This is a genomic window from Rhizobium quercicola (assembly GCF_021168455.1).
Lineage (GTDB): Bacteria > Pseudomonadota > Alphaproteobacteria > Rhizobiales > Rhizobiaceae > Ferranicluibacter > Ferranicluibacter quercicola.
The window spans coordinates 175,130-200,271 of sequence record NZ_JAJOZR010000001.1; the positions used below are offsets into that span (position 1 = coordinate 175,130).

The following is a 25,142-nucleotide window of genomic DNA, read 5'->3' on the forward strand; positions in this document are numbered from 1 at the left end:
TCTATGCGACCGATCCACGTAGGAATTCGAGACGGGAGAAACGGCGAAGATATAAAGATCTCATAGGGATTTCGATGGTGCGGCCTTGCGGGCTGAGCTGCGCGTGCCACGAGGATGGAGGCGCATCCTTCAGGGATCAGGTGGCGTCGGCGGGAGCTGGCCGTCGCTGGAGAACAGTCTCTTGCTGATGAAGTCGACGATGACCCGGACTTTGGGCGACAGATGCCGGCTCGACGGCCAGATGAGGTGGAACTGGCCGGGCGCGTCGAGATGATCCATCAGGAGCGGCGTCAGCTCTCCGTTTCTCAGCGCGGCAGCGGCCAGAAAATCCGGCATGCAGCCGATGCCGAGCCCGCGCAGGACGGCGCCGTGCAAAGCCTCCATATTGTTGCATGTGAGGACGTGCCGGATCCTGACATCCGGCTCTCCCGCTGGGCGCACCAGCGGCCAGTCCTGGATCTTGCCGCTGTTGGGGTAGCGGAAGCCGATCCCGACATGGGTGGACAGGTCGCGCGGGCAGGCCGGCACGCCCTGTCGTTCCAGATAGGCCGGTGACGCGCAGAGCAGCAGGCGGAACGGCCGGAGCCTGCGCACCATGATGCGGCTGTCGGGCAATTGCCCGCTCCGGATGGCCACATCGACGCCTTCATCGATGAGATCGACGATGCGGTCGGTGAAATCGAGGTCGAGCTCGATCTCCGGATAAAGCGACAGAAACTCCGCAAGCACGGGCAGGAGCAGGTGATAGGCGACGATGGGCGCGCTGACCTTGACCCGCCCGCGCGGGGTTTCCCGCGTTCGCAGCAGGGTCTCCTGCGCGTCGTCGAGATCGTCGAGAATGTGGCGGCAGCGTTCGTGAAACGCACGACCTTCCTCGGTCAGCCGCAGGCTTCGGGTCGAGCGCTGAAAGAGCCGCACGCCCAGCTGGCTTTCCAGCCGTGTCACGGCCTTGCCGACCGCGGAAGGGGACAGGCCGAGAACCCGTCCCGCGGCAACGAAGCTGCCGAGGTCGGCCGTGCGGACGAAGGCCCCGAGGCCGGTCAGGCGGTCCATCGCATATGCTCCCGTTTCGCGCCATTCGAGCGCATCTGTCCGTTATGACCGGAATGGCGGCGCCATATCCGAATATTCAAGCACCAATATACTTGAGCGGAAAGCGGTCGCCTATCGCCGCACCACTCTCCTGATTGAAGGAAAGACCCATGGCATCTCCCTCCATCGCGTCCCGCGGATCTCGACCCTGGCCGGCTCTGCTGGCCGTCTGCCTTGCCGCTGCGGCCATGCCCCTCACCTTCACGGGCACCGCGGTGGCGCTGCCGTCCATCGGCCGGGCGCTGGGCGGCGGTCCCGTTGCCATCGCCTGGGTGACGAACGCCTTCATGCTCACCTTCGGATCGACCCTGATGGCGGCGGGTGCTCTGGCGGACAGCTATGGCCGCAAGCGGATCTTTCTCGCAGGCGTCGGGTCGTTCGCATTGGTGTCGCTCGCGCTCGTCTTCGCGGCGGATATCCTGATGTTCGATCTCTTGCGCGCGGCCCAGGGTTTTGCCGCGGCAGCGGCGTTTTCGGGTGGCATGGCGGCGTTAGCGCAGGAATTCGAAGGCCCGGCGCGCCTTCGCGCCTTCAGCATCGTCGGCACCAGCTTCGGCGTCGGCCTGTCGCTCGGCCCTGTCGCCTCGGGCCTGATGATCGAGGCGCTCGGCTGGCGCAGCATCTTTCTGGCTGTCGTCGTCTTCGCGGTCCTCGCTTTCCTGCTTGGCTGGCGCGCCCTCAGGGAAAGCCGCGATCCGGCGTCGCGCGGGCTCGACTGGGGCGGGGCCCTCAGCTTCACCGCGGCGCTCGGCCTCTTCACCTACGGCATTCTGCTCGCCCCCGCGCGCGGCTGGAGCGATGCCCTGGTCCTTGGCCTGCTGGCGGGGGCGTTGCTCCTCCTTTTTCTCTTCGTCGCTGTGGAGCGGACGGTCCCCCGGCCCATGCTCGATCTCTCCTTGTTCGCTTATCCCCGCTTCGTCGGCGTCCAATTGCTGGCGGCAGCGCCGGCCTATGGCTTCGTCGTTCTCCTGGTCCTGCTGCCCGGTCGCTTCATCGGCGTCGAGGGTATGGGCGAAGCGGCAGCGGGAACATTGATGATCGCGCTGTCCGCGCCGCTCCTGATCCTGCCGATCGTCGCCGGACGTCTGACGCGCTGGTTCCGCCCGGCCACGATCTGCGGCATCGGCTTGCTGGTCTCTGCCGCTGGTCTGTTCTGGCTGTCGCGGGTCCCGATCGGGGCACCGGTGCTTGCCCTCGCTCTGCCCATGCTGGCGATCGGGACGGGCATTAGTTTTCCCTGGGGGCTGATGGACGGTCTCGCGGTCAGCGTCGTGCCCACGGAGCGCGCCGGGATGGCGACGGGCATTTTCAGCACCACGAGGGTGGCCGGGGAAGGCGTGGCGCTCGCGGTCGTCAGCGCGATCCTGTCACGGCTGGTGGCCGACGGCCTGAAGGGGCACGCCGTGCCTTCGACCATCGCAACGGGCGCCCAAAGGCTTGCGGCGGGCGATCTCGGCGCCGCCGGGAGTGCGCTGCAGGGACTGGATCGATCGGTGTTGACGTCTCTCTACGCGGACGCCTTCGCCAGCCTGCTGCTGCTGCTGACCGCCATCACCCTCCTGACCGCCCTCGTGGTCTTCGTCTTCCTGAGAACGGACGCCCACGCGCCCAGCGGGGCGCGGATCGAAAGCGCAGCCTGAAGCCTGGCTCGTGCGACGCGACCATGAGAGGGAGACGTCAGCCCTCGACCGCGATCCTCGCTTCGGTCTCGGCGTTGAAGAGGTGGACGTGTTCGGGGGCGATGCCGATCGAAATCCGGCTGCCGACACTGACGGGACTGCGTCCATTCGTGACCAGAACGATGTCCGGCTTGCTGGCGGTGGCGATATAGCTGTTCGACCCCGTGCTTTCGACCGTTGCGACATCGAGGTGGATCGGCCCTGCACCGGTGGGATCGATGACGAGATGCTCGGGTCTCAGGCCCGCGATCAGCGAGCGCCCGCGGGGCACGGGGCGATCGACCGGGACGCACTGTCCCGCGCCGAAGGGAAGAATGATCGACCGCCCGTCATCCCCCGCAACGGCCGGCACGAAGTTCATGGCGGGCGAGCCGATGAAGCCGGCGACGAAACGGTTGACCGGACGGTCGTAGAGATCGAGCGGCGCACCCTGTTGCTCGATGACCCCCTGACGCATCACGACCACGTGGTCGGCCATGGTCATCGCCTCGATCTGGTCGTGCGTCACATAGACGGAGGTGGCGCCCAGCCTGTCGTGCAGCGCGCGGATTTCCTTGCGCATATGAACGCGCAGGGCGGCATCCAGATTGGAGAGCGGCTCGTCGAAGAGAAACGCCTTGGGGTGTCGGATGATGGCGCGGCTCATGGCGACGCGCTGGCGCTGGCCGCCGGAGAGCTCACGCGGATAGCGACCCATCAGCCCGGAAAGGCCGGTCGTCGCCGCCACCTCCTCGGCGGCCTTCTTCGCCTCCGGCTTCTTCACGCCGCGGATGCGCAGGCTGTAGGTCAGGTTCTCCTCCACCGTCATGTGCGGATAGAGCGCGTAGGACTGGAACACCATGGCGAGATCGCGCTTGCGCGGCGGCACGGCGTTCATCCGCTCGCCGGCGATGACGAGGTCGCCGCTGGTGATCGTCTCCAGCCCGGCCATCGAGCGCAGAAGGGTGGACTTGCCGCAGCCGGAGGGGCCGACCAGCGCGACGAACGACCCTTTCGCTATGCGCAGGTCGATGTTCTTCAGAGCGTGGTAGGCGCCGTAATGCTTGTTGACACCTGTCAACGCGATCTGCAGTTCGGTCTGGTTGCTCATTTGAGGGCTCCCGAGGTGAGGCCGGAGACGATGCGGCGCTGAAGCAGGACGAAGATGGCGAGGATCGGCGTCACATACATCGAGGCATAGGCGAGGATGTTGTTCCACTCGTTGGTGTTCGGCCCCATGAAGGAATTGAGCCCGACGCTGGCCGGCTGCAGCTCGATGTTCTGGATTATCGACTTGGAATAGACGAACTCGCCGAAGGCCTGCATGAAGATGAGGATACCGCTGACGAGGATGCCGTTGCGGGCGAGCGGCAGCACGATGTTGAAGAATGCGCCGACGCGCGAATTTCCGTCGACCAGCGCGGCCTCTTCCAGTTCCATCGGGACGCTCATAAAGGTGGAGCGCACGAGCACCACGTAGAAGGGCATGCTTTTCGCCGCGATCGCGATGATGACGGCCACACGCGGCGTTGCGAGAAGGCCGAGCTGCGAGAAGCCGACGAAGATGGGCGTGATCAGAAGCGAGGCGGGCAGGACCTGCAGCATGAGGATCAGAAACAGGCCGACATCGACCCAGCGGTTTCGGTAGCGGGCGAGCACATAGGCGCAGCCTGTGCCGAGAAGCACGATGAGAGCGACGGATCCGGCTGCGATCATCAGCGAATTCCACATATAGCGGCCCATGTCCCGGGTTTCCCAGACATAGGTGTAGACGCTCCATTGCGGATCGCTGGGAAAGAGACCGGGCGGCGTCGCGAACATCGCCGATCCGCTTTTCAGCGAGGTCACGTACATCCAGTAGAGCGGGAAGAGATAGATCGCCGCGAGAACACAGGCGATCGCCAGCATCAGGCGGTGTTTCGTCGTTTCGCTCATCCGCGCACCTCATGCCGTGTCGAGCGGACATAGACGATCGAGGCCATCATCACGAACACGATCATGACGACCGAGATGGTCGCGCCCTGTGCAAAATCATACTGGCGGAACGACAGGTCCCACGCCCAGTACTGGGTGACGTTGGAGGAGTTGTTCGGCCCGCCGGACGTGATGGCCGCAAACAGATCGAACTGCTGAAGGGTGAAGATGAGCCCGAGCGAGATGATGGCGCCGATGGTCGAGCGCATCATCGGCAAGGTGATGGTCCAGAACCGCTGGAAGGCATTGGCGCCGTCGAGTTCGGCCGCTTCGAACAGGTCCTTCGGAATGGCGGACAGGCCGACCGAGAGGAGGATCATGTTGAACGAGGTGCCGAGCCAGATATTGGCGATGATGACCGCCCAGAGTGAGAAATTCGGGTCGGAGCGCCAGAAGATGTTGCCGTCGATGATGCCGAGCGCCGTCAGCAGGTAATTGAGGACACCGAAATCGCCCGAGAGGATCCAGTTCCAGATGGCGCCGACCACGAGGCCGGGCATGACCCAGGAGACGAGAAACAGGCCGCGCAGCCATGATGCGCCGGGAAAATTGGTCCAGAAGAACAGAGCGAGCGCGAAGCCGGCGATGAACTGGCCGGCGATCGACGCGACGACGAAGATTGCGGTGTTCTTCAGGATCGGCCAGGTTTCCGGCTGCGAGAACAGCGTCACATAGTTCTTGAAACCCACGAAAGGGCGCGCAAAGGTGCCGAGGCTGAACATATCGACCTCCTGGAAGCTCATCACCACATTGTAGACCAGCGGCAGGCCGGCCATTACGAACAGGAAGGCGAGGGGGAAGACGATCAAGGCGATATCGAAGCCTTTTCCGTCCGCCAGGCTGGAGAAGATGCGTTTCATCGTCGCTCCCATCAGAGCTTTTCCGGGCAATGGCGCGCGAACGCCCTGCGGTGATCGTCCGTCGGAACAGGGGTTCGTGGCGGGGATGGGCAGGTCGTGGCCGACCCATGAACACGGCACCGGAGGAGGCAAGCGGACCTTGATCCTCCTCCGGGCACCATGCTCTCCGGGAGGAAGCCCTTAGCCGAGAACCGACTTGATCTTCGCGGCCGCCTGATCGAGGGCGTCCTGCGCCGTCATCTGACCGGTCAGCGCGCCCTGGATGGCGTCCTGGATGGCCTTGGAAATCTTTGGCCATTCCGGATGGGGGCCGCGCGGCTTGGCGTATTTCAGCTGCTCGACGAACACCTTCAGTGCGGCATCCTTCTTCTCATTGCCCGTCGGGGGAATGGCGATGTCGGAGCGGGCTGGAAGCTGGCCGAAATCCTTGAACATCCGATCGTCCTGCGAGGCGAAATACTCGAGCACCTTGAAGGCTTCGTCGGGGTGCTGCGTCGTCGAGAAGATCGCCCAGTTGAAGTCGCCCATGGCGGACGAGCGCTCGGCGCCCGCTTCCGGCACGGGCAAGAGCGTCACCGCCCAGTCGAATTTCGCCTCCGTGCTCATCCGGTCGAGCTCCCACGGGCCCGAGATGACCATGGCGGCATTGCCGGAGTTGAACGTGCCGGTCGAATCCCACTGGCCACGCGTCAGCGTATCGGGCGACGCAAGCTTCTCGTCCATGATGGTCTTCCAGGTATCGAGCGCCTTCACGGCACCCGGCGCGTTGATCGCCTCGTAGGATGCGCCACCCATCTGCGCCCAGGGCAGGAACTGGAAGGTGCCCTCTTCGCTGGCCTTGGCCGAGAAGGCGAGACCGTAGACGTTCTTGGCCGGGTCGTTTAGCTTGCGCGCGGCATCCAGCAGCTCCGCCCATGTCTGCGGCGGCTTGTCCGGGTCGAGCCCCTTCGCCTTGAACATGTCCTTGTTGTAGTAGAGCGCGATCGTGTTGGTGGCCTTGGGGATGCCGAAAGACTTGCCGTCCCACATGACGGAGGCAAGGGGGCCCGGGAAGTAGTTCGCGGTCTTCACCACGCTCGATGCCGCGATCCTGTCGCTGAGATCGAGGAAGGCGCCGCGCGACGAGAAGAGAGCATGTTCCGGATTGTCGATCGCGATGATGTCGGGCGCCTGACCGGTCGAATAGGCGCGCATGGCCTCGCTGACGACATCATCGAACTGGATCTGGCGGTATTCGACCGTGATGCCGTTCTTCAAGGCATTGAAGTCCTTGATCAGGTTCGGCGCCGGCTGGATGTCGCGGTCGAGCGACCAGACGGTGATCTTCACGTCCTCGGCCTGCGCGGCCGGAACGGACATGAATGCGGTGGCCAGTGCGAGAGCACCGGCGGCAAGCCAGGTTTTCATGGTCATGTTCTCCTCCTTGTGTTTACGGGTCTTCCTCCGGGCACCAACCTCCATGGCGCCCGGCCGTCTCACTGCGGGTCGGTGACGAAGGTTCCGCCCCGGCACCGTTTCAGATAGTTCAGGCCGTGCACCTGTCCGGTCATCTCCAGCGCATCGCGATAGACGGGATCGTGCCAGCCTTCGATGTCGATCGAGCCGGACCAGCCGGCCAGGCGCAGCTCCGAGATGATGTCGGTCCAGTTGCTGTCGCCGAAGCCCGGCGTGCGCATCAGCACGAATTTTTCCTTGCCGAAGATGCCGTGCTCCCGGATGACGTCCCAGCGGATCGTCGCGTCCTTGCCGTGGACATGGAAGATCTTGGACGCCCATTTGCGGATCTGCGGCAGCGGGTCGATCAGGTAGACCATCTGGTGGCAGGGCTCCCATTCGAGCCCGATATGATCGTCCGGCGTCTCGTTGAACATCAGCTCCCAGGCATCCGGATTGTGTGCGATGTTCCAGTCGCCGGTCTGCCAGTTGCCATCCATGGCGCAGTTCTCGAAGGCGATCTTCACGCCCTTGTCGGCGGCGCGCCGGCCAAGCTCGCTCCAGATGTGCCTGTAGCGGGGCAGGCTTTCGGGCAGCGGCTTGCCGCGAACCCGGCCGGTGAAACCGGCGACGCAGGTGGCGCCGAAGTGATGGGCGTTGTCGATGCAGTCCTTCCAGCCCTGCAGCGTCTGCAGGTCGAGCTCCTCCTCCTCCAGAGGGTTGCCGAACATGCCGATCGTGGAGATGGTGATGTCGCGATCGCCGATCGCCTCCCGGCAGCGCTTGCCGAGATCGGTTAGATCCTGCCCGTTGGTCGTCTGCCAGAAGAAGGGTTCGAAGCTCTCGAAGCCGAGATCCGCGATCTGCCCGATGCGGGTGGCCGCCTGGCCGGCGCTCGCACTGATCATGGTGCCGACGCGGATGGCGTTTGCGGGGTTGGTCACAGGTTCTGTCCTTGTGCTGAAAGATCGACGGCAAGGCCGGTCCGGGCGCTTTCGATGGCGCCGAACACCATGGAAAGGCTGTTGATATTGTCGTGACCGATCGTCTCCGGCTCGCCGCCGGTGTCGATCGCACGGATGAAGTCGAGGAGGACGCTGGTATGCCCTTGCGTTTCCGCCGCGTCGGCCGCCTCCGGCATCGACAGTGACCGCGCGCCGTGCAGGAGGCCCGGTTCGTCGCCGGAGACCGTGACCTCGAACGCCTCCTCGCCGTCCCAGGTCGCCATGCCCTTCGCGCCGACCAGCCGCCATTCGCTCTCCCAACTCGTGCGGCGGCCTTCCGCGCACCACGAGCCGCGATAGGTGAAGACGGCATCGTCGGAGAGCTTGAAGATCGCATTGGCTGCGGCACCATGCGCATACCAGGACCCTGCAGGGTTGGTTTCCACGCAGTAGACCGACAGCGGCACCTTGCCGGAGACGAAGCGGGCGGCGTCGAAGGTGTGGATCGCCATGTCGAGCAGCAGCACATTGTGCATCGCGTCGCGGAAGCCGCCGAAATGCGGCGCGAGAAAAAAGTCGCAATGGATGGCGGTCAGTTCGCCGATCGCCCCGCTCTCGACCAGCCGCCTCATCCGGCGCACACCGGAAATGAAGCGGCGGTTCTGCACGACGGCATGGATGCGGCCGGCCTTGCGGGCGAGATCCAGAAGATCCCGAGCCTCATCGAGCGAGGTGGCCATCGGCTTCTCGCTGAGCACATGGCACCCGTGCGCGAGAGCCGCCGAAACGACCGCGCGGCGGGCAACGGGTATGACGACGTCGAAGACGAGCTGCGGCCGCGTTGCCTCCAGCATGGCGGGAAGGTCCGTTCCGATCGGGACATCGGTCAGTCCGAAGGCCTCGGCCAGCGCTTCCGCCGTGGCGCGGTCAAGGTCCACGAGGCCGACGATCTCGATCCGGTCCTTGAGCAGCGGGTCTGCGGCCAGTGCGCGCAGCCAGCCTTTGGCCATAGCTCCGCACCCGCATAAAACGGCTTTGTATGCTGTCACTGAAGTCCTCCCGAACGGGATCGAAACTCCTCTTTCGATCTCCGTAAACGTTTACGATACTATGGACAGGCGGTGGTTCGTGTCAATAGGATTTGTCGGACGAGAAGGGTGGGGCATCGGTGGTGGTGAAGGGCATACGGCAGCTGGCCGAGCATCTGGATATTTCGATCGGCACGGTTTCGCGCGCGCTGAACGGGAAGAAGGACGTCAACGAAGACACGCGACGGCGGGTTCTGGAGGCGGCCGAGCGGCTGGGTTACGTCGCCAACCAGTCCGGCCGGGCGCTGCGGAAGGGCTCCACCGGCGTGATCGGCTTTATGATGCAGACCGGCCACGAGATCACGGGGCAGGGGGATACGTTCTTCATGAGCGTGTTCGACGGCGTACAGACCGTCTTCGCGCGGCACGGGCTGGACCTTGTCGCCCTGCTCTGCTCCTCCGAAGAGGATCCGGATGCCTATCTGGAGCGGGTCGTGGCGCGCGGTTTTGCCGATGGCATCATGCTGTCGGCCACGCGGCGGGTCGATCATCGCTTCACGCTGCTCGACCGGCGCAAGATCCCGTTCGTGTCCCTCGGCCGCAGCCTGACGGATGTCGGCCAACCCTTCATCGATCTCGACTTCGAGGGGATGGCGACGAGGGTGATGACGCGGCTCGCGACCCGCGGCCATCGCCGCATCGCGGTTCTGCGCCCGCATGACGATCTCAATCTCGGTCACGTCTTTCTGGAACGCTGCCGGGCCGTGCTGGCAGAGCACGGGCTGGTGCTCGAGGACGATCTGATCTTCAACGCCGCGCCGAACGAGGCGGGCGGCTACCGCATCGGGCAGGATCTCGCGCGCCATTCCAATCGCCCCTCGGCCATCGTGGTGCTGAACGACGGCAGCGTCACCGGCCTGTTCCACGGTCTGGAAGCCGCCGGCCTGACGCCGGGCAAGGACATCGCCGTCATCGGCCTCCACAGCCCGCAGGCCCGATATCTCTCGCCGCGACTGACCTGTTTCGATCTGTCGCTCCGGGACCTCGGCATCGCGCTCGCCGAAACGCTGCTCGCCAGCATGCCGGCCTATGCGGCCCTCTACCCGAATGCCGCGCATCGCCAGCTCTGGCCGATGACGCTGATCGACGGCGATAGCGGTTAGGCAGGAAGCACCTGACGGAGAGGGGAGCGCTGCGGCGGAGAAATGGCTAGAGCGCCACACCCTGGCGATCGAAGCGATAGAGAAACGCCGCGTCCGGCGTCACGATCACCGTCTGGCCGACCGGCAGCACAAGGCCGCCATGCGTGCGGATCTGCAGGCGCCCGGCACCTTCGATCTCCACGACGAGAAACGTGTCGCTGCCGAGATATTCGGCGGCCGCGACCCGCCCCCGCCAGCCGTCTTCGCCCGTTTCGCCAGCCGCATCGGTCACGGCGCGAACGCCGAGGTACTCCGGCCGAACGCCGATGGTCTCTGAACCGTATCGATCTGCCAAGGGTCCCGTTACCAGGTTCATTTGCGGCGAACCGATAAAGGTCGCGACGAAAATATTGGCGGGCTTGCGGTAGAGGTCGAGCGGATGCCCGACCTGTTCGACCTTGCCGCCGTTCATCACGACGATCTTGTCGGCCATGGTCATCGCCTCGACCTGATCATGGGTGACATAGACCGTGGTCGTCGCAAGCCTTTGCTGCAGCTCGCGGATTTCCCCGCGCATTTGCACGCGCAGCTTGGCGTCGAGGTTGGACAGCGGTTCGTCGAACAGGAAGATTTTTGGCGCGCGCACGATGGCTCGACCCATGGCGACACGCTGACGTTGACCGCCGGACAGCGCGACGGGCTTGCGGTCGAGATAGCGCGTGAGATCCAGAATCTCGGCCGCCGACGCCACCCGCTTGCCGATCTCATCCTTGGCAAGACCGGCAAGCCGCAGCGCGAAACCCATGTTGGACTCGACCGTCATGTGCGGATAGAGCGCATAGTTCTGGAACACCATCGCGATATCGCGGTCGCGCGGTGCGAGGTCGTTGACCCGTAAGCCCTCGATGCGGATATCGCCAGAGGTGATCGCTTCGAGCCCGGCGATCGTGCGCAGCAAAGTCGATTTCCCGCAGCCGGACGGGCCGACGAGAGCGAGAAACTCACCATCCTCCGCCGCAACGGAAATGCCGTGCAGCACCTCCAGAGCCCCATAGGACTTGCGGATCTCCTCCAGTTCCAAACGCGCCATCTCATCCTCCCGACACAGTGGCTTGACACAAAACAAAAGTGATTTAATCTAATTTCCACGACCTGGGAAGATCGTTGTTGGAGGCGAGGAGGGTCGATTGGGGGAGCGGAGGCGGTGGGCGATAAGCCTGCGGCATACGACAGCCACGAGACGAGAATGTGAAGGTCGCCGCACGCTCGGCATCGCCAGGGGCGAGACGAGGTGCGGCTGTGCAAAAACTTTGGGAGGACATTCGCAATGAACGCCAGAATTCTCATGCTCCTGTCGGCCGTCGCCATGGCGCTGCCGGTTGCGGCTTTCGCGCAGGATACGATCACCGGCGACACCGTCGGTCCGGCGGACGCGCCGAACAAGCTCGTCTTCCGCATGACCTCCGACGGTCCACGTAACACCGATCCGGTTCTGGCCGAAGGCTACAGCAAGCTCTTCAACGCCTTCGTCGCTAACCATGCAGGATGGCAGGTCGAGTTGCAGATGATGTCCGGCGATATCAGTCAGGAGCAGGCCCGCATGCTCGAACAGGCCAAGTCCGGCAACGCGCCGGATTGCGCGGCCGTCGACAGCTTCGTGCTGCCGCTCTTCAAGAAGTCCGGTGTGTTGCAGTCGCTCTCGCCTTATTTCAAAAAAGAAGAGATCGACCAGCTGTTCCCGTTCATCCGCGAAGGCGTGACCGGCGCCGACGGTCAGATCTATGCCTGGTGGTGGTCGACCGACCTGCGTGTTCTCTATCGCAATACCGAGGTCATTCCGGATGCGCCCGAAACCTGGGACGACACGAAGAAGGCCGCGCTCGCCTCCGTTGAGAAGGGCATGGAAGGTATTCTTTTCAATGGCGGCCGCTACGAGGGCACGACCTTCGATTGGCTGGCGAACTTCTGGGGTCAGGGCGGCAAGCTCGTGGACGATGCCGGCAAGCCAATCTTCGGCGAAGGCGAGAACCGCGAGAAATTTGTGAAGGCCGTGAACTACTATCGCGACCTCGTCGAATCCGGTGCGGCACCCAAGCGCGTGGCGACGATCGGTAATTACGACGACTTCAACGCGGCAGCCGCGGCCGGCACCTCCGCCCTGTTCGTCGGCGGCAACTGGCAGTACAGCCAGCTGAAGACGGTTCTGGAGCCGGAAGAGCTCGCCAAATGGACCTTTTCGCGGCTGCCGGGTCCGACCAAGGACGAGCGGTCCACCGGCACCGGCGGCTGGACGGTCGCGGCCTTCTCCAAGGATCCGGCCAAGGTTGAGATGTGCGCAAACCTTGCCCGCGAGATCTACATGGGACCAGCCAACGAGCTGCAGGAACAGCTGCCGACGCGGGCCGACTTCTATTCGACCTACAAGATCTTCTCGAGCGACGCCAACAAGGCGTTTGGCGAGGCCCTGAAGGTCGGGCAGGCGCGTCCCGGTGCGCCCGTCTATCCCGAGATCTCCAACCAGATCCAGATCATGATGGGCAAGGTGCTCACCGGCGCTGAGACGACGGATGCGGCGGTGGACGAAGCCTTCAAGGCAGCGACCGCGGCGTTCAGCCGCCTCTAGCACCCCGGTTCGGCGCGGGTCGGTCCCCGCGCCGCGCACATCCCGCAAAAGGCCGGCTTGATCATGACAGTACGGAACGCAACCTTCGAACAGCATGTGGCTGCGCGCCTTGCGCGCGGCACCCGGCACGTTGCTCCGCGTGTGGTGCCCTGGGTGCTGCCGCTGATTCTTGTGCTTGGGCTGTTCTACCTCTACCCCGTCTTCGACGTGATGCGGCTCGCCTTCATGCGAGCGACGCTTTTGGCAAATGACGGGACTTATACCCTTTCGACACTGATCGACACGCTGTTGCGGCCGGAACTCGGGCAGATCCTTTGGGTCACCTTCGTCTTTACCGGCTCGAGCGTCGTCGCCCAGCAGCTGCTCGGCCTCGTCATCGCTCTCGTGGTGGTGCGCGGGGAGGGGCGCGGCCTGTTCGGAACGACGATCGTGCGCACCACGGCGCTCGTCGCCTGGGTGGTGCCGGGCATCGCGGGCGGCATTATCTGGAAAATGCTCTTCAACGAAGCGCCCTTCGGTGGTCTGAACAGCATCCTGCGCTTGGTGGGGGCGGCCCCCGTGCAATGGCTGTCGGATCCCGACCTCGTCATGTGGTCGGTGGTCCTCTCCAACGTCTGGCGCGGCACCGCCTTCTCCATGGTCGTCATGTATGCCGCGCTGAAGGCGATCGATCCCGTACTCTATGAGGCGGCGTCGGTCGATGGCGCGAATGCCCGCCAGCGGCTGTTCTACGTGACGCTGCCACAGCTTCGCGCCGCCATCCTCGTCAACATGATCCTGATCACCATCCAGACTCTGAACACGTTCGACGCGATCATCTCGCTGACAGGCGGCGGTCCCGGCCGGGCGACCGAGGTCCTCTCGCTCTACACGTTCAACATCGTCTTCCGGAACTACGACCTGTCGGTCGGCGCCGTGCTGTCGATCCTGATGCTGGCCATCAGCCTCGGCCTGGCATTGGTCTATGCCGTATTTCTGCCGAAGGGAGAGGAATGATGTCCGCCGCATCCCGCGAGAGACTGGGCGACGCGCTCAGTTACCTGTTCATGCTGGTGATCTTCGTCTTCTTCGCATGGCCGCTGCTCTGGCTCCTGTCGCTGGCGCTGCGCACCCGCAAGGAGGTCTTTCTTGGTGTCAGCCGGTTCATTCCGAAAGCGCCGACGCTCGACAACTTTGCCATGATTCTCTCCTCCGACAAGTTCCTCGGCTATCTCTGGAATGCCCTGAAGCTGTCGTCCCTCAGCGCCATTGGCTGCCTCCTCGTCGCGCTGCCCGCGGCCTATGCCTTCTCGCGCTTCAGGTTTCGCGGCAAGGGCGGCTGGATGATGGCCCTCCTGTCGGTCCAGATGATCTCGCCGCTGGTGATCATGGTGCCGCTTTATCGCTACATGGCGGGGATCGGCCTGACCGACAGCCATTTCGGCGTCGTCATGGTCTATATCGCGCTCGCCGTCCCCACGGTGACGTGGATCCTCAAGGGCTCCATCGACGGCATCCCCAGAAGCCTTGATGAGGCGGCGCTGATCGACGGGTGCAACCGGTGGGGCGTGTTCTTGCGGGTCATCCTGCCGCTGTCGACGCCCGGCATCGCCTCAGCCTTCATCATCTCGGTCATTGCCGGCTGGTCGCAGTTCCTCGTGCCCTTCCTGCTCATCACCCGCGAAGCGCTTACGCCCATCGGGGTCGGCATCTTCCAGTATGCCGGTACCCAGAACGACAGTTCCATCCAGTTGCTCGCCGCTGCCTGCCTCGTCTCCGTGGTGCCGGCGATCATCGCCTTCCTTTCCCTCCAGCGCCTCATTCTCGGCGCGATGACCGCCGGCGCGGTCAAGGGTTGATCCTTTCATGACACAGACCAGGACTTGAAGATCATGACACTCACACTTGCCCAACGTCTCGAGCGCTTCCAGGTGCGCATGGCCGAGCTGGAATTCTGGCGCGTCCGCAAGACCGCGCAGATCGATGGCTGGCGCTTCAACGACACGCCGATCGCCCTTGGCGCGGCCTGGCCGCAGATACAGGAGGCGCAGCGCTTCTCGGGCGCAGCCGACGTGCCCGAAGGCTGGCCGCTAGAGGACACGCGTCTTTATCTCGACCTCGGTGGCGAGAGCCTTATCACCATCGCTTCGGGCGATGGCGTGTCGAAGACAGTCGGTCTCGACCCTTACCACCGCGAGTTCGGCGTTCCCGCCGCGCGATTCACGGTGACCTCGGAAACCGTCGCCCGCCTGCCGTTCGGCGAGCCCGTGCGCAAGCCGCATCTGGAACGCGCTGAACTTCTCTGGCTGGAGCCATCCGTGGACAAGCTCTGGCTGCTCGTCCGCCAGATCTCGGAAGCCATCACAGTTCTCGAAGGTCACGACGTCGTGCCGCATCTGCTGGATGCAGGCGAAGACGCGTTACGCTCGCTCGACTGGCCTTCAGCCACCGCCGACTACGTTTCACGCACATCCGCAGCGCCGATGCAGCAAAAGATCTGGCAACTGCCGGATCTGAAGGCCGAGCCCGACGGTTTGGAAGACCATCATCGCGCCAGCGTCATCGAGGCTTATGATGCACTGATGGCACGGCTTGCCGGCCTCCGCGAACGCTTTCCGCCGCAGGGCAGGATCGCGCTCACGGGTCACGCCCATATCGACCTCGCCTGGCTGTGGCCCTACGACGAAACACGTCGCAAAATGCGCCGGACTTTTCACACGGCCCTGTCGCTGATGGAGGGATCGGAAGATTTCCGCTTCAACCAGTCCACGGCGCATTATTACGCACAGATCGCGGAGGATGATCCGGATCTTCTAGAGCGCGTGAAGGCGCAGGTAAAAGCCGGCAAGTGGGAGACCGTCGGCGGCCTCTGGATCGAGCCGGACACGAACATGCCGACCGGCGAAAGCCTGTCGCGGCAGGTGCTCTATGGCCAGCGTTATTTCGAAAAGACTTTCGGCCTGCGCCATACCGTCTGCTGGCTGCCCGACTGCTTCGGCTTCACCGGTGCCCTGCCACAGATCCTGCGACAAGGCGGCATGACCAGCTTCTTCACGATCAAGGTCAACTGGTCGGAGACCAACCGCTTTCCGGCGGATCTCTTCTGGTGGGAAGGCATCGACGGCAGCCGCGTGCTGGCGCACACCTTCGACAACCCGATGCAGGGCTATAACGGCTTCGTGCGGCCTGACTGCTTCGTGCCGACGTGGAAGAATTTTCGCCAGAAGGACAAGCACGAGACGACGCTTCTCTGCGTCGGATATGGCGATGGCGGCGGCGGCGTGACGCCCGAAATGGTCCTGCGCGAGGAGCAGCTTCGCGTCTTCCCGGCGATCCCGCAGGCGGAATGGATGCGTGTCGAAGACTTCTTCGACGGCGCGCACGAGACGGCTGAGGAAAAGGCGCTACATGTCTGGCAGGGCGAAATCTATCTGGAGCTTCATCGCGCGACGCTGACGAGCCAGAGCGCGGTTAAGCGCTTGCATCGCAAAGCGGAGCGCACGCTGATCACGGCGGAAACGGTGGCCGGCCTTGCCCATCTGATGGGCGCGGCGCGTCCGGCCTCCCTGGAGCCGACATGGCGGGTCGTTCTTAAGAACGAGTTCCACGACATTCTGCCCGGCTCCTCCATCGCAGAGGTTTATGTCGATGCGGTGCGCGAACTCGAAGGCGCGATTGCCGATGGAACGACCGCGCTCGATCAGGCAATGGCCGCCCTTGCGGGCCGCCTGCCGGCCGCGTCGGGCGCAGAAACGGGAGCGGTTCTCGTCGTCAATCCGTCGCTTTCGCCACGCGCGATCCGTCTCGACCTGCCTGACGGCCCAGTCTCGGCAGACGGCATGTTGCCGCCGCTTGGTATCGCCGTTCTACCGGCCTCGGCACTCGCGCCTGCACCGGGCCTCACGGTCACGAAAAACAGCCTTGAGAATGCGACAATCAGGGTGACGCTCGCCGAAGACGGATCGATTGCCAGCATTCTCCACAAGCCGACCGGCCGCGAGGCGATCGACGGGCGCGGCAACCGGCTCTATGCCTACACGGCCGACAAGCCGCGCAACTGGGATGCCTGGGATGTCGAGAACGACTACATCGAGAAGGCCGAGGAGATCACTGGTTTCGATGCGATCGAGATCGTCGAGACAGGTCCTCATCGTGTGGCAATCCGGATTGCGCGCACCTGGCGCCATTCCCGCATCGTCCAGACATTGAGCCTCGGCGCCAATGCGCGCCGGCTGGATATCCACACGGAGATCGACTGGCACGACCGGCGCGTCATGCTGCGCAGCCTCAGCGAACTTGCCGTGAAGAGCAAGCATGCGACCTGCGAATGCGCCTATGGCGTGCTCGAACGGCCGACGGGCTCCAACACGTCCTGGGACGAGGCCATGTTCGAGGCGCCCGCGCACCGTTTCGTCGATCTGTCGGAGCCGGACTTTGGCGTCGCCCTGCTCAACGACGCGAAGTACGGCCACAGCATGCGCGGCAGCGTGCTCGGCCTCTCGCTGCTGCGCTCGCCGATCTACCCGGACCCGATGGCGGACGAAGGCCATCAGGCCTTTACCTATGCGCTCATGCCGCATGCCGGCACATGGTACGAAGGCGGCGTGCGCGAGGAGGCCGAGGATCTGAACCAGCCGCTCGTGGTTCTGCCCGTCACGGATCGGGCCGTTGGTTCCTGGCAGCCGCTTGCCCCCAAGGGCATCGATGCGGCAATCTCCGGCCTGAAGCCCAGCGAAGATGGTGACGATCTCGTTCTGCGCGTTTTCGAGCCGGCCGGTCGTCGCGGCGACTTCGCCGTTGCGCTGCCTGAGGGCTGGGCAACGAGTGGACCGGTGACCATCCTTGAGGAGCCGATGGAGGGCGTTGCGGCTGCCGGACTTCTTCCCTTCGAAGTCAAAAGCTGGCGCCTCACAAGGACCTGATCTCTCAACCCTTCCTCCCCCGGCCACTTTGGCCTACCTTGGCCTGCGCATCGTCAAATGTGCAGGCCTTTTTCATCCGGCGCGGCCGGTCCAACATGACGGGAGACGTTGCGTGACTTTTGCCGGCTCCAACGGCGAACAGGCGGCAGCCCAGAACCGCGCCACCATCCTCAGCGACATCTATCGCGAGGCGCCGATCTCGCGCACGGAACTTGCGCAGCGCGCGCGGCTGACCAAGCAGACCGTGACCCGCATCGTCGATCGTCTTCTCGACGAAGGCCTCGTCATGGAGGCGCGCCGACGGCAGGGGCTGCGCGGCCAGCCGGCCATCGAGCTGGAAATCGACCCCGAGGGCGTTTTTTCGATCGGCGCCAATATCGATCGCGACCACCTGACCGTCGTTGCCGTGGATGCAACCGGCGCCGTCCGCGGGCGCATCCATCACGAGGAACGGTTTCTCATGCCGGAGACCTTCGTCACGCTGATGGGGGATGCCGTCTCTGCCTTTCTCCGGCGCAAGGTCATCCAGGAGCCACGTCTTGCCGGCATCGGTCTTGCCATCCCCGACTGGCTGGGCGAGGTTCCCGTGATCGGCCGTCCCGACACATACGGCCGCTGGAGTGGCTTCGACGTGCGCGGCGCGCTTGCCGGGGTCACTAGCCATCCTGTCTTCATCGATAACGATGCCAATGCCGCGGCCCTCGGCGAGATCGAATACGGCTTCGGAACGGAGATCAGCAGCTTCTTCTACATCTTCGTCAATGCGTGTCTAGGCGGCAGCCTCGTCATCGACGGTATGCGCCACAAGGGCGCGAGCGGCCTCGGCGGCGAAATCGGCTGGCTTCCGGTCGTGATTGAGGAGGGGCCGGGCGCCGGCAAGACGCAGCCGCTCGGCGAGATGTTCTCGCTGTTCATCCTCTATGACCACCTAAAGCAGCACGGCATTCATGTTTCGACCCCTGCCGAGCTGGCGGCGCTGACCGGCGCGCCGCGTAGGATCGTCAGCGCTTGGCTGCGGGCGATCAGCATCACGCTCGCCGAAGCCATCATCGATATCGGCATGGTCGTGGATCCAGACGGCGTTCTGATCGGGGGACGCCTGCCTGTGCGGATGATCGATGAACTGCTGGTGTTCACGCGCGAGGAGATTATCTGCCGCGGTGTCACTCCGCCGTCTTTGCACCGCGCGGCAGGCTCGGAGGATGCCGCAGCACTGGGGGCAGCGACCATGCCGCTCGCCCACAGACTGTCCCTGCCGACGGCCGAGGCCGCCCAGCGGGAACGCGTGCCTTTGTCAGCCCGCGACGGCGTCGTCAGCCCGCTCGCGGGAGCAGCAATTCCATCATAGGCGTCATCGCCGCGCCGATGACGGCACCGCGACCGCCCAGCGTAACGCGCCGGATCGGCGGGATCCACGGAGCGGCGACGAAGGTGCTTGCCTGTTCGTTGCGGTGTTCCTGCATGCGGTCGATGAGACTGTCGAGCACGGGCTCGGGCAGCGCACCGCCGAGCAGGAGGGCGCCGGGCGACACAAAACCCGCAATCGCGACGACGGCGTCCAGCAGGCGGCTGGCCGCGGTCTCGGTCCAGGCGGCAACGGCCGAGGGGCCCGCCTCAAGCGCCCGGAGATAGGCGCTGCGGTTGGCGACATCGGTCAGGCTCGGATGCAGGCGGCCGGGCCGCATTTCGCCGATCTGTCCCGCGCGTCCGCTCATGCCGCGAAAGGTCTTGCCGCCAATGAAGAGCCCGGCGCGCACGGTGTCGTCGATCAGCACCACCACAAGCCCGCCTTCGGGTTCGCCGAGTCCCAGCAGGCGCTCGCCGGTCAGGCATGCCTCCGTATCCGGCATGACGAAGGTCGTCCGGCCGGTCAACAGGTGCCTGATGCTGTCGCTCTGTGGCGCGCATCCCGGTGCGACGGCGATCCCGACGCCGAGCGGTACGCGGTGATCGCTGGCGTCAAGCAGGGATGACAGGGCATCCGGAAGACATGCTTCAAGATCCGCACCGCTGAGCTCCTGCTCGGCAACGACCGTGCCGTAGAGATCGATCAGCGCCATATCGAGCTTGTCTGCCGACAGGCTAATCCCCAAACCCAGTGCGCCTCCCGGTCGCAGCGCGAATTCTGCGGCATGGTAGCGGGCGCTGCTGGCGCGCTTGCGTTTCAGCACCAAGCCTTGGGCATCGAGCCGGCTCATGATGCCGGTCACCGCCGGCTCGGTCAGGCCAAGGCGCGCCGAAAGCTCCTGCCGCGTCAGCGGTCCGAAGGTCCTGAGCAGGCTGAGGACGACCCGGGAATTATGGTCTGCGATATCGCCCGGGCTCATGCCGGGGCCGGACGCACCCGCCGACGGCGCTTTCGTCTCCGGCCGCGCAAGCCTAGGGCCCCGCCTCATGCGCCTTGACTTCCACCGGCAGGCAAGGATGCCGAGTGACACCGCGATCTCGCCGCGAGACCTCTGCCAATCGCCTGGTTGGGCATTTCATCCATGTCTCTTTACGTGTGCCGATATCCGTCCTCTGCGCAAACAACGCAGCGGTCGTTCGAAACCCGATCGTTTCTCCCGTCACGAACCTGCAACGTTCTAAGCCGCCCGGCAAGAGATCAGGACGCTTTTGTCCGGAAATGCGCCCGCAGGCTGGTGCAATCCGGTCGGAAAAAAGGATAACGGCTTACCCTCTTGCCGCAAATGCGCCCAGCCTTAGACCCGCAGCACGCCTTTCAGCACCACGACGCCAGTTCCGGAGAGGTTCGGCACCGGCGTCAGCCGGACCTTGAGAATGCTTCGGCGGCCCATTTTTGTGCCCTGTTCGATCGCCAGTTCATCGGTCTTCAGTGTGCCGGTCGTGGCGAGATAGGCTGCCAGGAGCCCGGCGGCCGTTCCCGTTGCGGCATCCTCCCACAGGCCGACGGTCGGGTTGAAGAAGCGGGCATAGGCCGTTCCGGCACCGGCGGGATCGAACGCATAGATGTAGCATCCCTCGGCAGCGGTGTCCTTGAGGACGGCCAGCAATGCGCGGGCGTCCGGTCGCGCCGCGTCGACGGTTTTCGCGTTGCGGACACGCACCATGAGATGGGCCGCTCCGGTATCGGCAGGGCGGGGCGGCGGCTCGGGAAGAAAATCATCCTGTTCGAGGCCGAGCGCAGCGGCCAGCGGCCCGACGTCCTTCAGCGGCTCCGACAGGCGCAACGGCCCCTGGCGCATCCACCCGTGGACGCGTCCGCCGATCGACGCGAGTTCGATGGGAAGCACCTCCGGACCGATTTCCTGATGAAAGACCCGCTTGGTCGCCAGCGATCCGAGATCGCCATGCGCGCCGAGCCAGAGCCATGCCCCGAACGCATTGTGCCCGGCGCCGTAGACTTCCGCACCGCTGGCGGTGAAGGATCGCAGTTTCCGGTCGGCGCGCGTGCTCGTCAGAATGAAGGTCGTCTCGGCCTGCTGGAACTCGCCGGCGATCCGTCGCATCGTCTCGTCGCTCAGCTCGTCGGCGCCCTGCACCACGGCGAGCGGGTTGCCCGTCAAGGGCGCGTCCGCAAAGACATCGATGATGCCGGCGATCAGATCGACCATGGTCTGCTACCTTTCCTGACGGCGATTGCTTCTCCGACGGGGAGACGATCGGGCCGCCTATTCCGCGGCCTGCAGCCCGCGGTCGAGCCGCGCCGTCGATTGTCTCGCTTTGGGAAGGCCGAGATTCTCGCGCAGTGTCCGGCCTTCATATTCGGTGCGAAACAGTCCCCGCCTGCGCAGTTCCGGCACGACAAATGCGATGAAATCATCGAGCCCGCCAGGCAGCGTCGGCGGCATGATGTTGAAACCGTCCGCGCCGCCGTTGACGAAGCGATCCTCGAGCTGGTCGGCGATGTCTTCGGCCGTGCCCACCACCTGCCAGTGGCCGCGCGCGCCGGCGATACGCTTGGCAAGCTGGTTGATCGTCAGCTTGTCGCGCCGGGCGATCTCGAACAGCAGGTGCTGGCGGCTTTTGCCGCCGTTGGTTTCCGGCAGGTCGGGCACCGGACCGTTGAGGGATAGGCCGAGAGGTCGAAACCGCCGATCATGTCGGAGAGCAGGCGGATGCCGACGGCCGGATGGATCAGGTCCTGCAGTTCCTCGAATTTCTCCTGCGCCTCCGCACGGCTGCGGCCGACGACGGGGAAGATGCCGGGCATGACCTTCAGTTCGTCCGGTTCCCGCCCGTACTTGGCCATGCGGCCCTTGAGGTCGGCGTAGAAGGCCTGCGCCTCTTCCAGCGTGTTCTGCGCGGTGAAGACCACCTCCGCCGTGCGCGCCGCGAGCTCCTTGCCCGGCTCCGAGGAGCCGGCCTGCACGATGACGGGCTGTCCCTGCGGCGACCGGCGGACATTGAGCGGACCCGCAACGGAGAAATGGGCGCCGGTGTGGTTGGCGGCGTGGAGCTTGTCCGGATCGTAGAAAATGCCGCTTGCCTTGTCGTGCCGGAAGGCATCGTCCTCGAAGCTGTTCCAGAGCGTGACGACGAGGTCGATGAACTCCTCGGCGCGATCATAGCGTTTCGCGTGCAGCAGGTGCGGCGCCGTGCCGTAATTGCGCGCCTCGACCTCCAGATTGGAGGTCACGAGGTTCCAGGCCGCACGGCCCTCGCTCAGCACGTCCAGCGAGGCGAATTTGCGCGCGAGCGTGTAGGGTTCGTTGAAGGTGGTCGAAACGGTCGCCGTCAGGCCGATGCGCTCCGTCAGGGCGGCGAGACCGGCGAGCAGAGTGATCGGCTCGAAGAAGGCCGACCGGGCCGAGCGCGCGCCGGTCTCCGGATCGAGGTCCTTGACCGCCAGATTGTCGTCCAGGAACAGGAGGTCGAATTTCGCCGCCTCGGCCTTGCGGGCGATGTCGGCATAGGCGCGGAAATTCGAGCCGAGATCGGCGGTGGCGTCCGCGTGCCGCCACGCTGCCACATGGTGGCCGGGCGACATGAGAAAGGCGCCGAGTTTCAGCTGGGAACGGTGTGTCATGCGTCTTGCCTCTCCTGATGGTCGCGTTTTTCGAACGTTCCGGGCGCGCCTGTGGGTCGCGGTTCCGCGCCGGTGCCGGTATTCACGCCGAGAAGGCGGAGAACCTCGTCGCGCAGCGCGATGAACGCCCGGCTCGAGCGGTCCCGTCGGGCCGCTTCCGGAATGGCGAGCACGGTGGCGATGCGGCCCGGATGGGGCTGCATCACGACGATCCGGTGGCCGAGATGGACGGCTTCGTCGACATCGTGGGTCACGAGCAGGGCCGTCGTCTTCTCGTGCTCGACGATCCGTTTCAGTTCGTCCTGCAGCCGGAGGCGCGTCAGCGCATCGAGCGCGCCGAGCGGTTCGTCGAGAAGCAGGAAGCGCGGGCGGTTGACGAGCGCTCGGGCGATGGCGACACGCTGGGCCATGCCGCCCGAGAGCTGGGCGGGATACGCCCGGGCGAACGGCGTCAGCCCCACGAGGTCGAGATGCTCGCGCACCGCCGCCTGCTTCTGCGCCCGCGACAGCGAACTGCGCCGGAGCGCGGCCGCGACATTCGCCTCGACGGTGAGCCAGGGCAGCAAGCGGTGATCCTGAAAGACGATCGACCGGTCGAGACCCGGCCGCTGGACCGGTGCGCCATCGACGAGAACAGCGCCCTGATAATCGAGATCGAGACCGAGGATCAGGCGCAGCAGGGTGGATTTGCCGCAGCCGGACGCGCCGACGATCGTGACGAATTCGCCGGAGCGGACGGACAGGTCGATGTCTTCAAGCACTTTCAGCGTTCGGCCCGCGACCGTGAAACTCTTGTCGAGCCCGCGGATCTGAAGGGCGGGCGGTGCCGTCTGGAATGCGGATGCGGGAGTGATCTGGTTCATCGCGTTCGTCTCCTGAGAAGCCAAGTCTCCAGCCATTGGGCGGAGGTGTTGTAGAAAAGACCGATCCCGGCCAGCACGATGATGCCGAGGACCAGGAGGTCCATGTCGAACAGCTGGCTGGCCTCGTTGAGGCGTCCGCCGATGCCGGGCGTGACGTTGAGGAACAGTTCCGAGCCGAGCGTGGCGAGCCAGGCATAGATGAGGCCGGAATGAAGGCCGGTGAAGATCGCCGGCAGGGCGCCGGGCAGGGCCACCAGACGGGCGAAATCGAGCCGGCTGAACAGGAGCACGTCGGACAGTTCGCGGTAGGCCGGGTGCAGCGCGCGCACGCCGCGCCAGGTGTTGATGACGACGGGCTGGAAGGCGGCGACGGCAATGAAGGCGATCTTTCCGGCATCCGCCCCGCCGAACCAGACGGACAGGAGCGGCACCCAGGCAAAGAGCGCGATCTGGCGGAAGGCGAGAAGCGTCGGGCCGACGATCCGCTCGGCCGTGCGGGAAAAGCCGAGCACAAGCCCGAGAGAGAGGCCGGCCGCCGTGCCGAGCGCAAAGCCCGTGAGGTTCCGGCGCAGGCTCTCGGTGAGGTCGTGCGCCAGCGTGCCGGCGGTCAGTTCCGTTGCGGCCCGGGTGGCGACCGCAAGCGGCGAGGGCAGGAAGTGCGGATCGATCCATGCGAACCGCGACGCGGCGAGCCACAGGAGGAAAAGGGCGCCGAAGGCGGCGGCAGGACGCCAATGCCGCGTCACAAGGGTGAGGCGCTGCAGGGGCAAGGTCTCAGTGCTCACGGTCGGCCTCCGTCTTCCACGGCTGCACGAACCGTTCGAGATATTCCAGCGAGGCGTTGAGAGCGAGGCCGATCGCGGCGATGACGATCATGGCGGCAATGACGATTTCCAGCTGGAACAGCTGGCGTCCCCAGACCATCAGGTAACCGAGCCCTTCGAAGGAGGCGAACAGTTCCACGATCACCATGTTCTGCCAGGCCGACGCCAAGCCCTCGCGAAGGCCGGTGAAGAGCGACGGCAGGGCAGCCGGCAGCACGATGCTCGAGACGCGCTGAAGCGGCGTGAAATCGAGCACGCGGCCAAGCTCCAGCAGTTTCGGCGACACGTCGGTGATGGCGCGGGTGGTCGCAAGGATCACCGGTATCGCGGTCGCCCAGGCGATGCTGACATATTTCAGCTCCTCGTCGATGCCGATGAAGAGAACGAGCAGCGGCAGCCAGGCGAGCATGTTCACCTGCGCGATCGCGGAGAAGACCGGCCAGACGAAGGCCCGGACGCGGGGCAGGAGACCGAGCGCCGCACCGGCGAGGAGACCGAGAAGCGCACCGGTCGCAAAGCCGATGGCGACGCGCTTCAGGCTCTGGAGCGTGTGATCGGCGAGCGATCCGTCGCTCCACAGGTCGACGAGGGTGGCCCAGACCACCTGCGGCGCGGGCAGGATCTGCTGCGGCAGCCAGCCGAAGCGCGACGAGCTTTCCCAGGCGAGCAGCAGAACGAGCGGCAGCGAAACGCCGTAGGCGATGTCGGTGAGCACGGCCAGCACGGCGAAAGGTCGTCGCTCGGTCGGGGGAGCGGCGGAAACAGTCAGGGTCATCTTTGGCATCCCGGTGAGAGAGGGGCCGGCCGGT

At 64.9% G+C, this 25,142-nt stretch carries 20 protein-coding genes and 1 pseudogene; 7 read left to right on the forward strand and 14 right to left on the reverse strand.

Annotated features, from left to right (window positions below):
- Positions 1-129: 129 nt before the first annotated feature.
- Entirely contained in the window at positions 130-1,053 is a 924-nt protein-coding gene (locus tag LRX75_RS00785) for a LysR family transcriptional regulator (protein ID WP_231811308.1), read from the reverse strand.
- A gap of 149 nt (positions 1,054-1,202) precedes the next feature.
- Here LRX75_RS00785 and LRX75_RS00790 point away from each other — a divergent pair, with 149 nt between their 5' ends.
- The gene (locus LRX75_RS00790; RefSeq protein WP_231811309.1) at positions 1,203-2,732 is read left to right on the forward strand and encodes an MFS transporter; all 1,530 of its coding nucleotides are present in this window, start codon (positions 1,203-1,205) and stop codon (positions 2,730-2,732) included.
- A gap of 37 nt (positions 2,733-2,769) precedes the next feature.
- On the opposite strand, the gene LRX75_RS00795 is transcribed toward LRX75_RS00790, so the two are convergent.
- The 6 genes from LRX75_RS00795 to LRX75_RS00820 all read right to left on the reverse strand — a co-directional run bounded on the left by LRX75_RS00795 (position 2,770) and on the right by LRX75_RS00820 (position 9,011).
- Positions 2,770-3,861, reverse strand: coding sequence for an ABC transporter ATP-binding protein (locus LRX75_RS00795; RefSeq protein ID WP_231811310.1), 1,092 nt, complete (start codon positions 3,859-3,861; stop codon positions 2,770-2,772).
- A complete protein-coding gene (locus LRX75_RS00800; RefSeq protein ID WP_231811311.1) occupies positions 3,858-4,685 on the reverse strand; it encodes a carbohydrate ABC transporter permease in 828 nt (275 codons plus the stop codon). Before LRX75_RS00800 ends, LRX75_RS00795 begins: the two co-directional genes overlap by 4 nt.
- The gene (locus tag LRX75_RS00805; RefSeq protein WP_231811312.1) at positions 4,682-5,584 is read right to left on the reverse strand and encodes a carbohydrate ABC transporter permease; all 903 of its coding nucleotides are present in this window, start codon (positions 5,582-5,584) and stop codon (positions 4,682-4,684) included. The genes LRX75_RS00800 and LRX75_RS00805 overlap by 4 nt, the downstream gene beginning before the upstream one ends.
- 180 nt (positions 5,585-5,764) lie before the next feature.
- Positions 5,765-6,997: an ABC transporter substrate-binding protein gene (locus LRX75_RS00810; RefSeq protein ID WP_231811313.1), complete on the reverse strand. Its 1,233-nt coding sequence runs from the start codon at positions 6,995-6,997 to the stop codon at positions 5,765-5,767.
- 62 nt (positions 6,998-7,059) lie between these two features.
- Complete coding sequence (locus LRX75_RS00815) at positions 7,060-7,962, reverse strand: sugar phosphate isomerase/epimerase family protein (RefSeq protein WP_231811314.1); 903 nt, start codon at positions 7,960-7,962, stop codon at positions 7,060-7,062.
- On the reverse strand, positions 7,959-9,011 hold the full coding sequence (locus LRX75_RS00820) for a Gfo/Idh/MocA family protein (RefSeq protein ID WP_338110264.1): 1,053 nt from the start codon (positions 9,009-9,011) through the stop codon (positions 7,959-7,961). The genes LRX75_RS00815 and LRX75_RS00820 overlap by 4 nt, the downstream gene beginning before the upstream one ends.
- A 125-nt stretch (positions 9,012-9,136) precedes the next feature.
- Between LRX75_RS00820 and LRX75_RS00825 the strand changes: the two genes are divergently transcribed.
- Entirely contained in the window at positions 9,137-10,153 is a 1,017-nt protein-coding gene (locus LRX75_RS00825) for a LacI family DNA-binding transcriptional regulator (protein ID WP_231811935.1), read from the forward strand.
- A gap of 46 nt (positions 10,154-10,199) precedes the next feature.
- On the opposite strand, the gene LRX75_RS00830 is transcribed toward LRX75_RS00825, so the two are convergent.
- Positions 10,200-11,222 (reverse strand): ABC transporter ATP-binding protein, encoded by a 1,023-nt coding sequence (locus LRX75_RS00830; RefSeq protein ID WP_231811316.1) that lies wholly within the window; start codon positions 11,220-11,222, stop codon positions 10,200-10,202.
- 237 nt (positions 11,223-11,459) lie between these two features.
- Between LRX75_RS00830 and LRX75_RS00835 the strand changes: the two genes are divergently transcribed.
- The 5 genes from LRX75_RS00835 (at position 11,460) to LRX75_RS00855 (ending at position 19,004) form a co-directional block, all read left to right on the forward strand.
- Complete coding sequence (locus LRX75_RS00835; protein ID WP_231811317.1) at positions 11,460-12,755, forward strand: extracellular solute-binding protein; 1,296 nt, start codon at positions 11,460-11,462, stop codon at positions 12,753-12,755.
- A 63-nt stretch (positions 12,756-12,818) separates the two neighbouring features.
- Positions 12,819-13,751, forward strand: a complete 933-nt coding sequence (locus tag LRX75_RS00840; RefSeq protein ID WP_231811318.1) for a carbohydrate ABC transporter permease — start codon at positions 12,819-12,821, stop codon at positions 13,749-13,751.
- Positions 13,751-14,593 carry a carbohydrate ABC transporter permease gene (locus tag LRX75_RS00845; protein ID WP_231811319.1) on the forward strand — a complete coding sequence of 281 codons (843 nt, stop codon included), beginning with the start codon at positions 13,751-13,753 and terminating at the stop codon, positions 14,591-14,593. Before LRX75_RS00840 ends, LRX75_RS00845 begins: the two co-directional genes overlap by 1 nt.
- A 33-nt stretch (positions 14,594-14,626) precedes the next feature.
- Positions 14,627-17,656 (forward strand): alpha-mannosidase, encoded by a 3,030-nt coding sequence (locus LRX75_RS00850; RefSeq protein WP_231811320.1) that lies wholly within the window; start codon positions 14,627-14,629, stop codon positions 17,654-17,656.
- A gap of 112 nt (positions 17,657-17,768) precedes the next feature.
- Complete coding sequence (locus tag LRX75_RS00855; RefSeq protein ID WP_231811321.1) at positions 17,769-19,004, forward strand: ROK family transcriptional regulator; 1,236 nt, start codon at positions 17,769-17,771, stop codon at positions 19,002-19,004.
- On the opposite strand, the gene LRX75_RS00860 is transcribed toward LRX75_RS00855, so the two are convergent.
- From LRX75_RS00860 to LRX75_RS00885, 6 genes and pseudogenes are all read right to left on the reverse strand, one after another.
- Positions 18,970-20,052 (reverse strand): ROK family transcriptional regulator, encoded by a 1,083-nt coding sequence (locus tag LRX75_RS00860; RefSeq protein ID WP_231811322.1) that lies wholly within the window; start codon positions 20,050-20,052, stop codon positions 18,970-18,972. The two genes, LRX75_RS00855 and LRX75_RS00860, sit on opposite strands and share 35 nt — an antisense overlap.
- A gap of 306 nt (positions 20,053-20,358) precedes the next feature.
- Positions 20,359-21,231: a PhzF family phenazine biosynthesis protein gene (locus LRX75_RS00865; RefSeq protein WP_231811323.1), complete on the reverse strand. Its 873-nt coding sequence runs from the start codon at positions 21,229-21,231 to the stop codon at positions 20,359-20,361.
- Between the two features lie 57 nt (positions 21,232-21,288).
- Positions 21,289-22,646, reverse strand: a pseudogene (locus LRX75_RS00870) (LLM class flavin-dependent oxidoreductase).
- The gene (locus LRX75_RS00875) at positions 22,643-23,509 is read right to left on the reverse strand and encodes an ABC transporter ATP-binding protein (protein ID WP_231811324.1); all 867 of its coding nucleotides are present in this window, start codon (positions 23,507-23,509) and stop codon (positions 22,643-22,645) included. The pseudogene LRX75_RS00870 and the gene LRX75_RS00875 overlap by 4 nt, the downstream one beginning before the upstream one ends.
- Positions 23,506-24,294, reverse strand: coding sequence for an ABC transporter permease (locus LRX75_RS00880; protein WP_231811325.1), 789 nt, complete (start codon positions 24,292-24,294; stop codon positions 23,506-23,508). Before LRX75_RS00880 ends, LRX75_RS00875 begins: the two co-directional genes overlap by 4 nt.
- Positions 24,284-25,108: an ABC transporter permease gene (locus LRX75_RS00885; RefSeq protein WP_231811326.1), complete on the reverse strand. Its 825-nt coding sequence runs from the start codon at positions 25,106-25,108 to the stop codon at positions 24,284-24,286. The genes LRX75_RS00880 and LRX75_RS00885 overlap by 11 nt, the downstream gene beginning before the upstream one ends.
- Between the last annotated feature and the right edge of the window lie 34 nt (positions 25,109-25,142).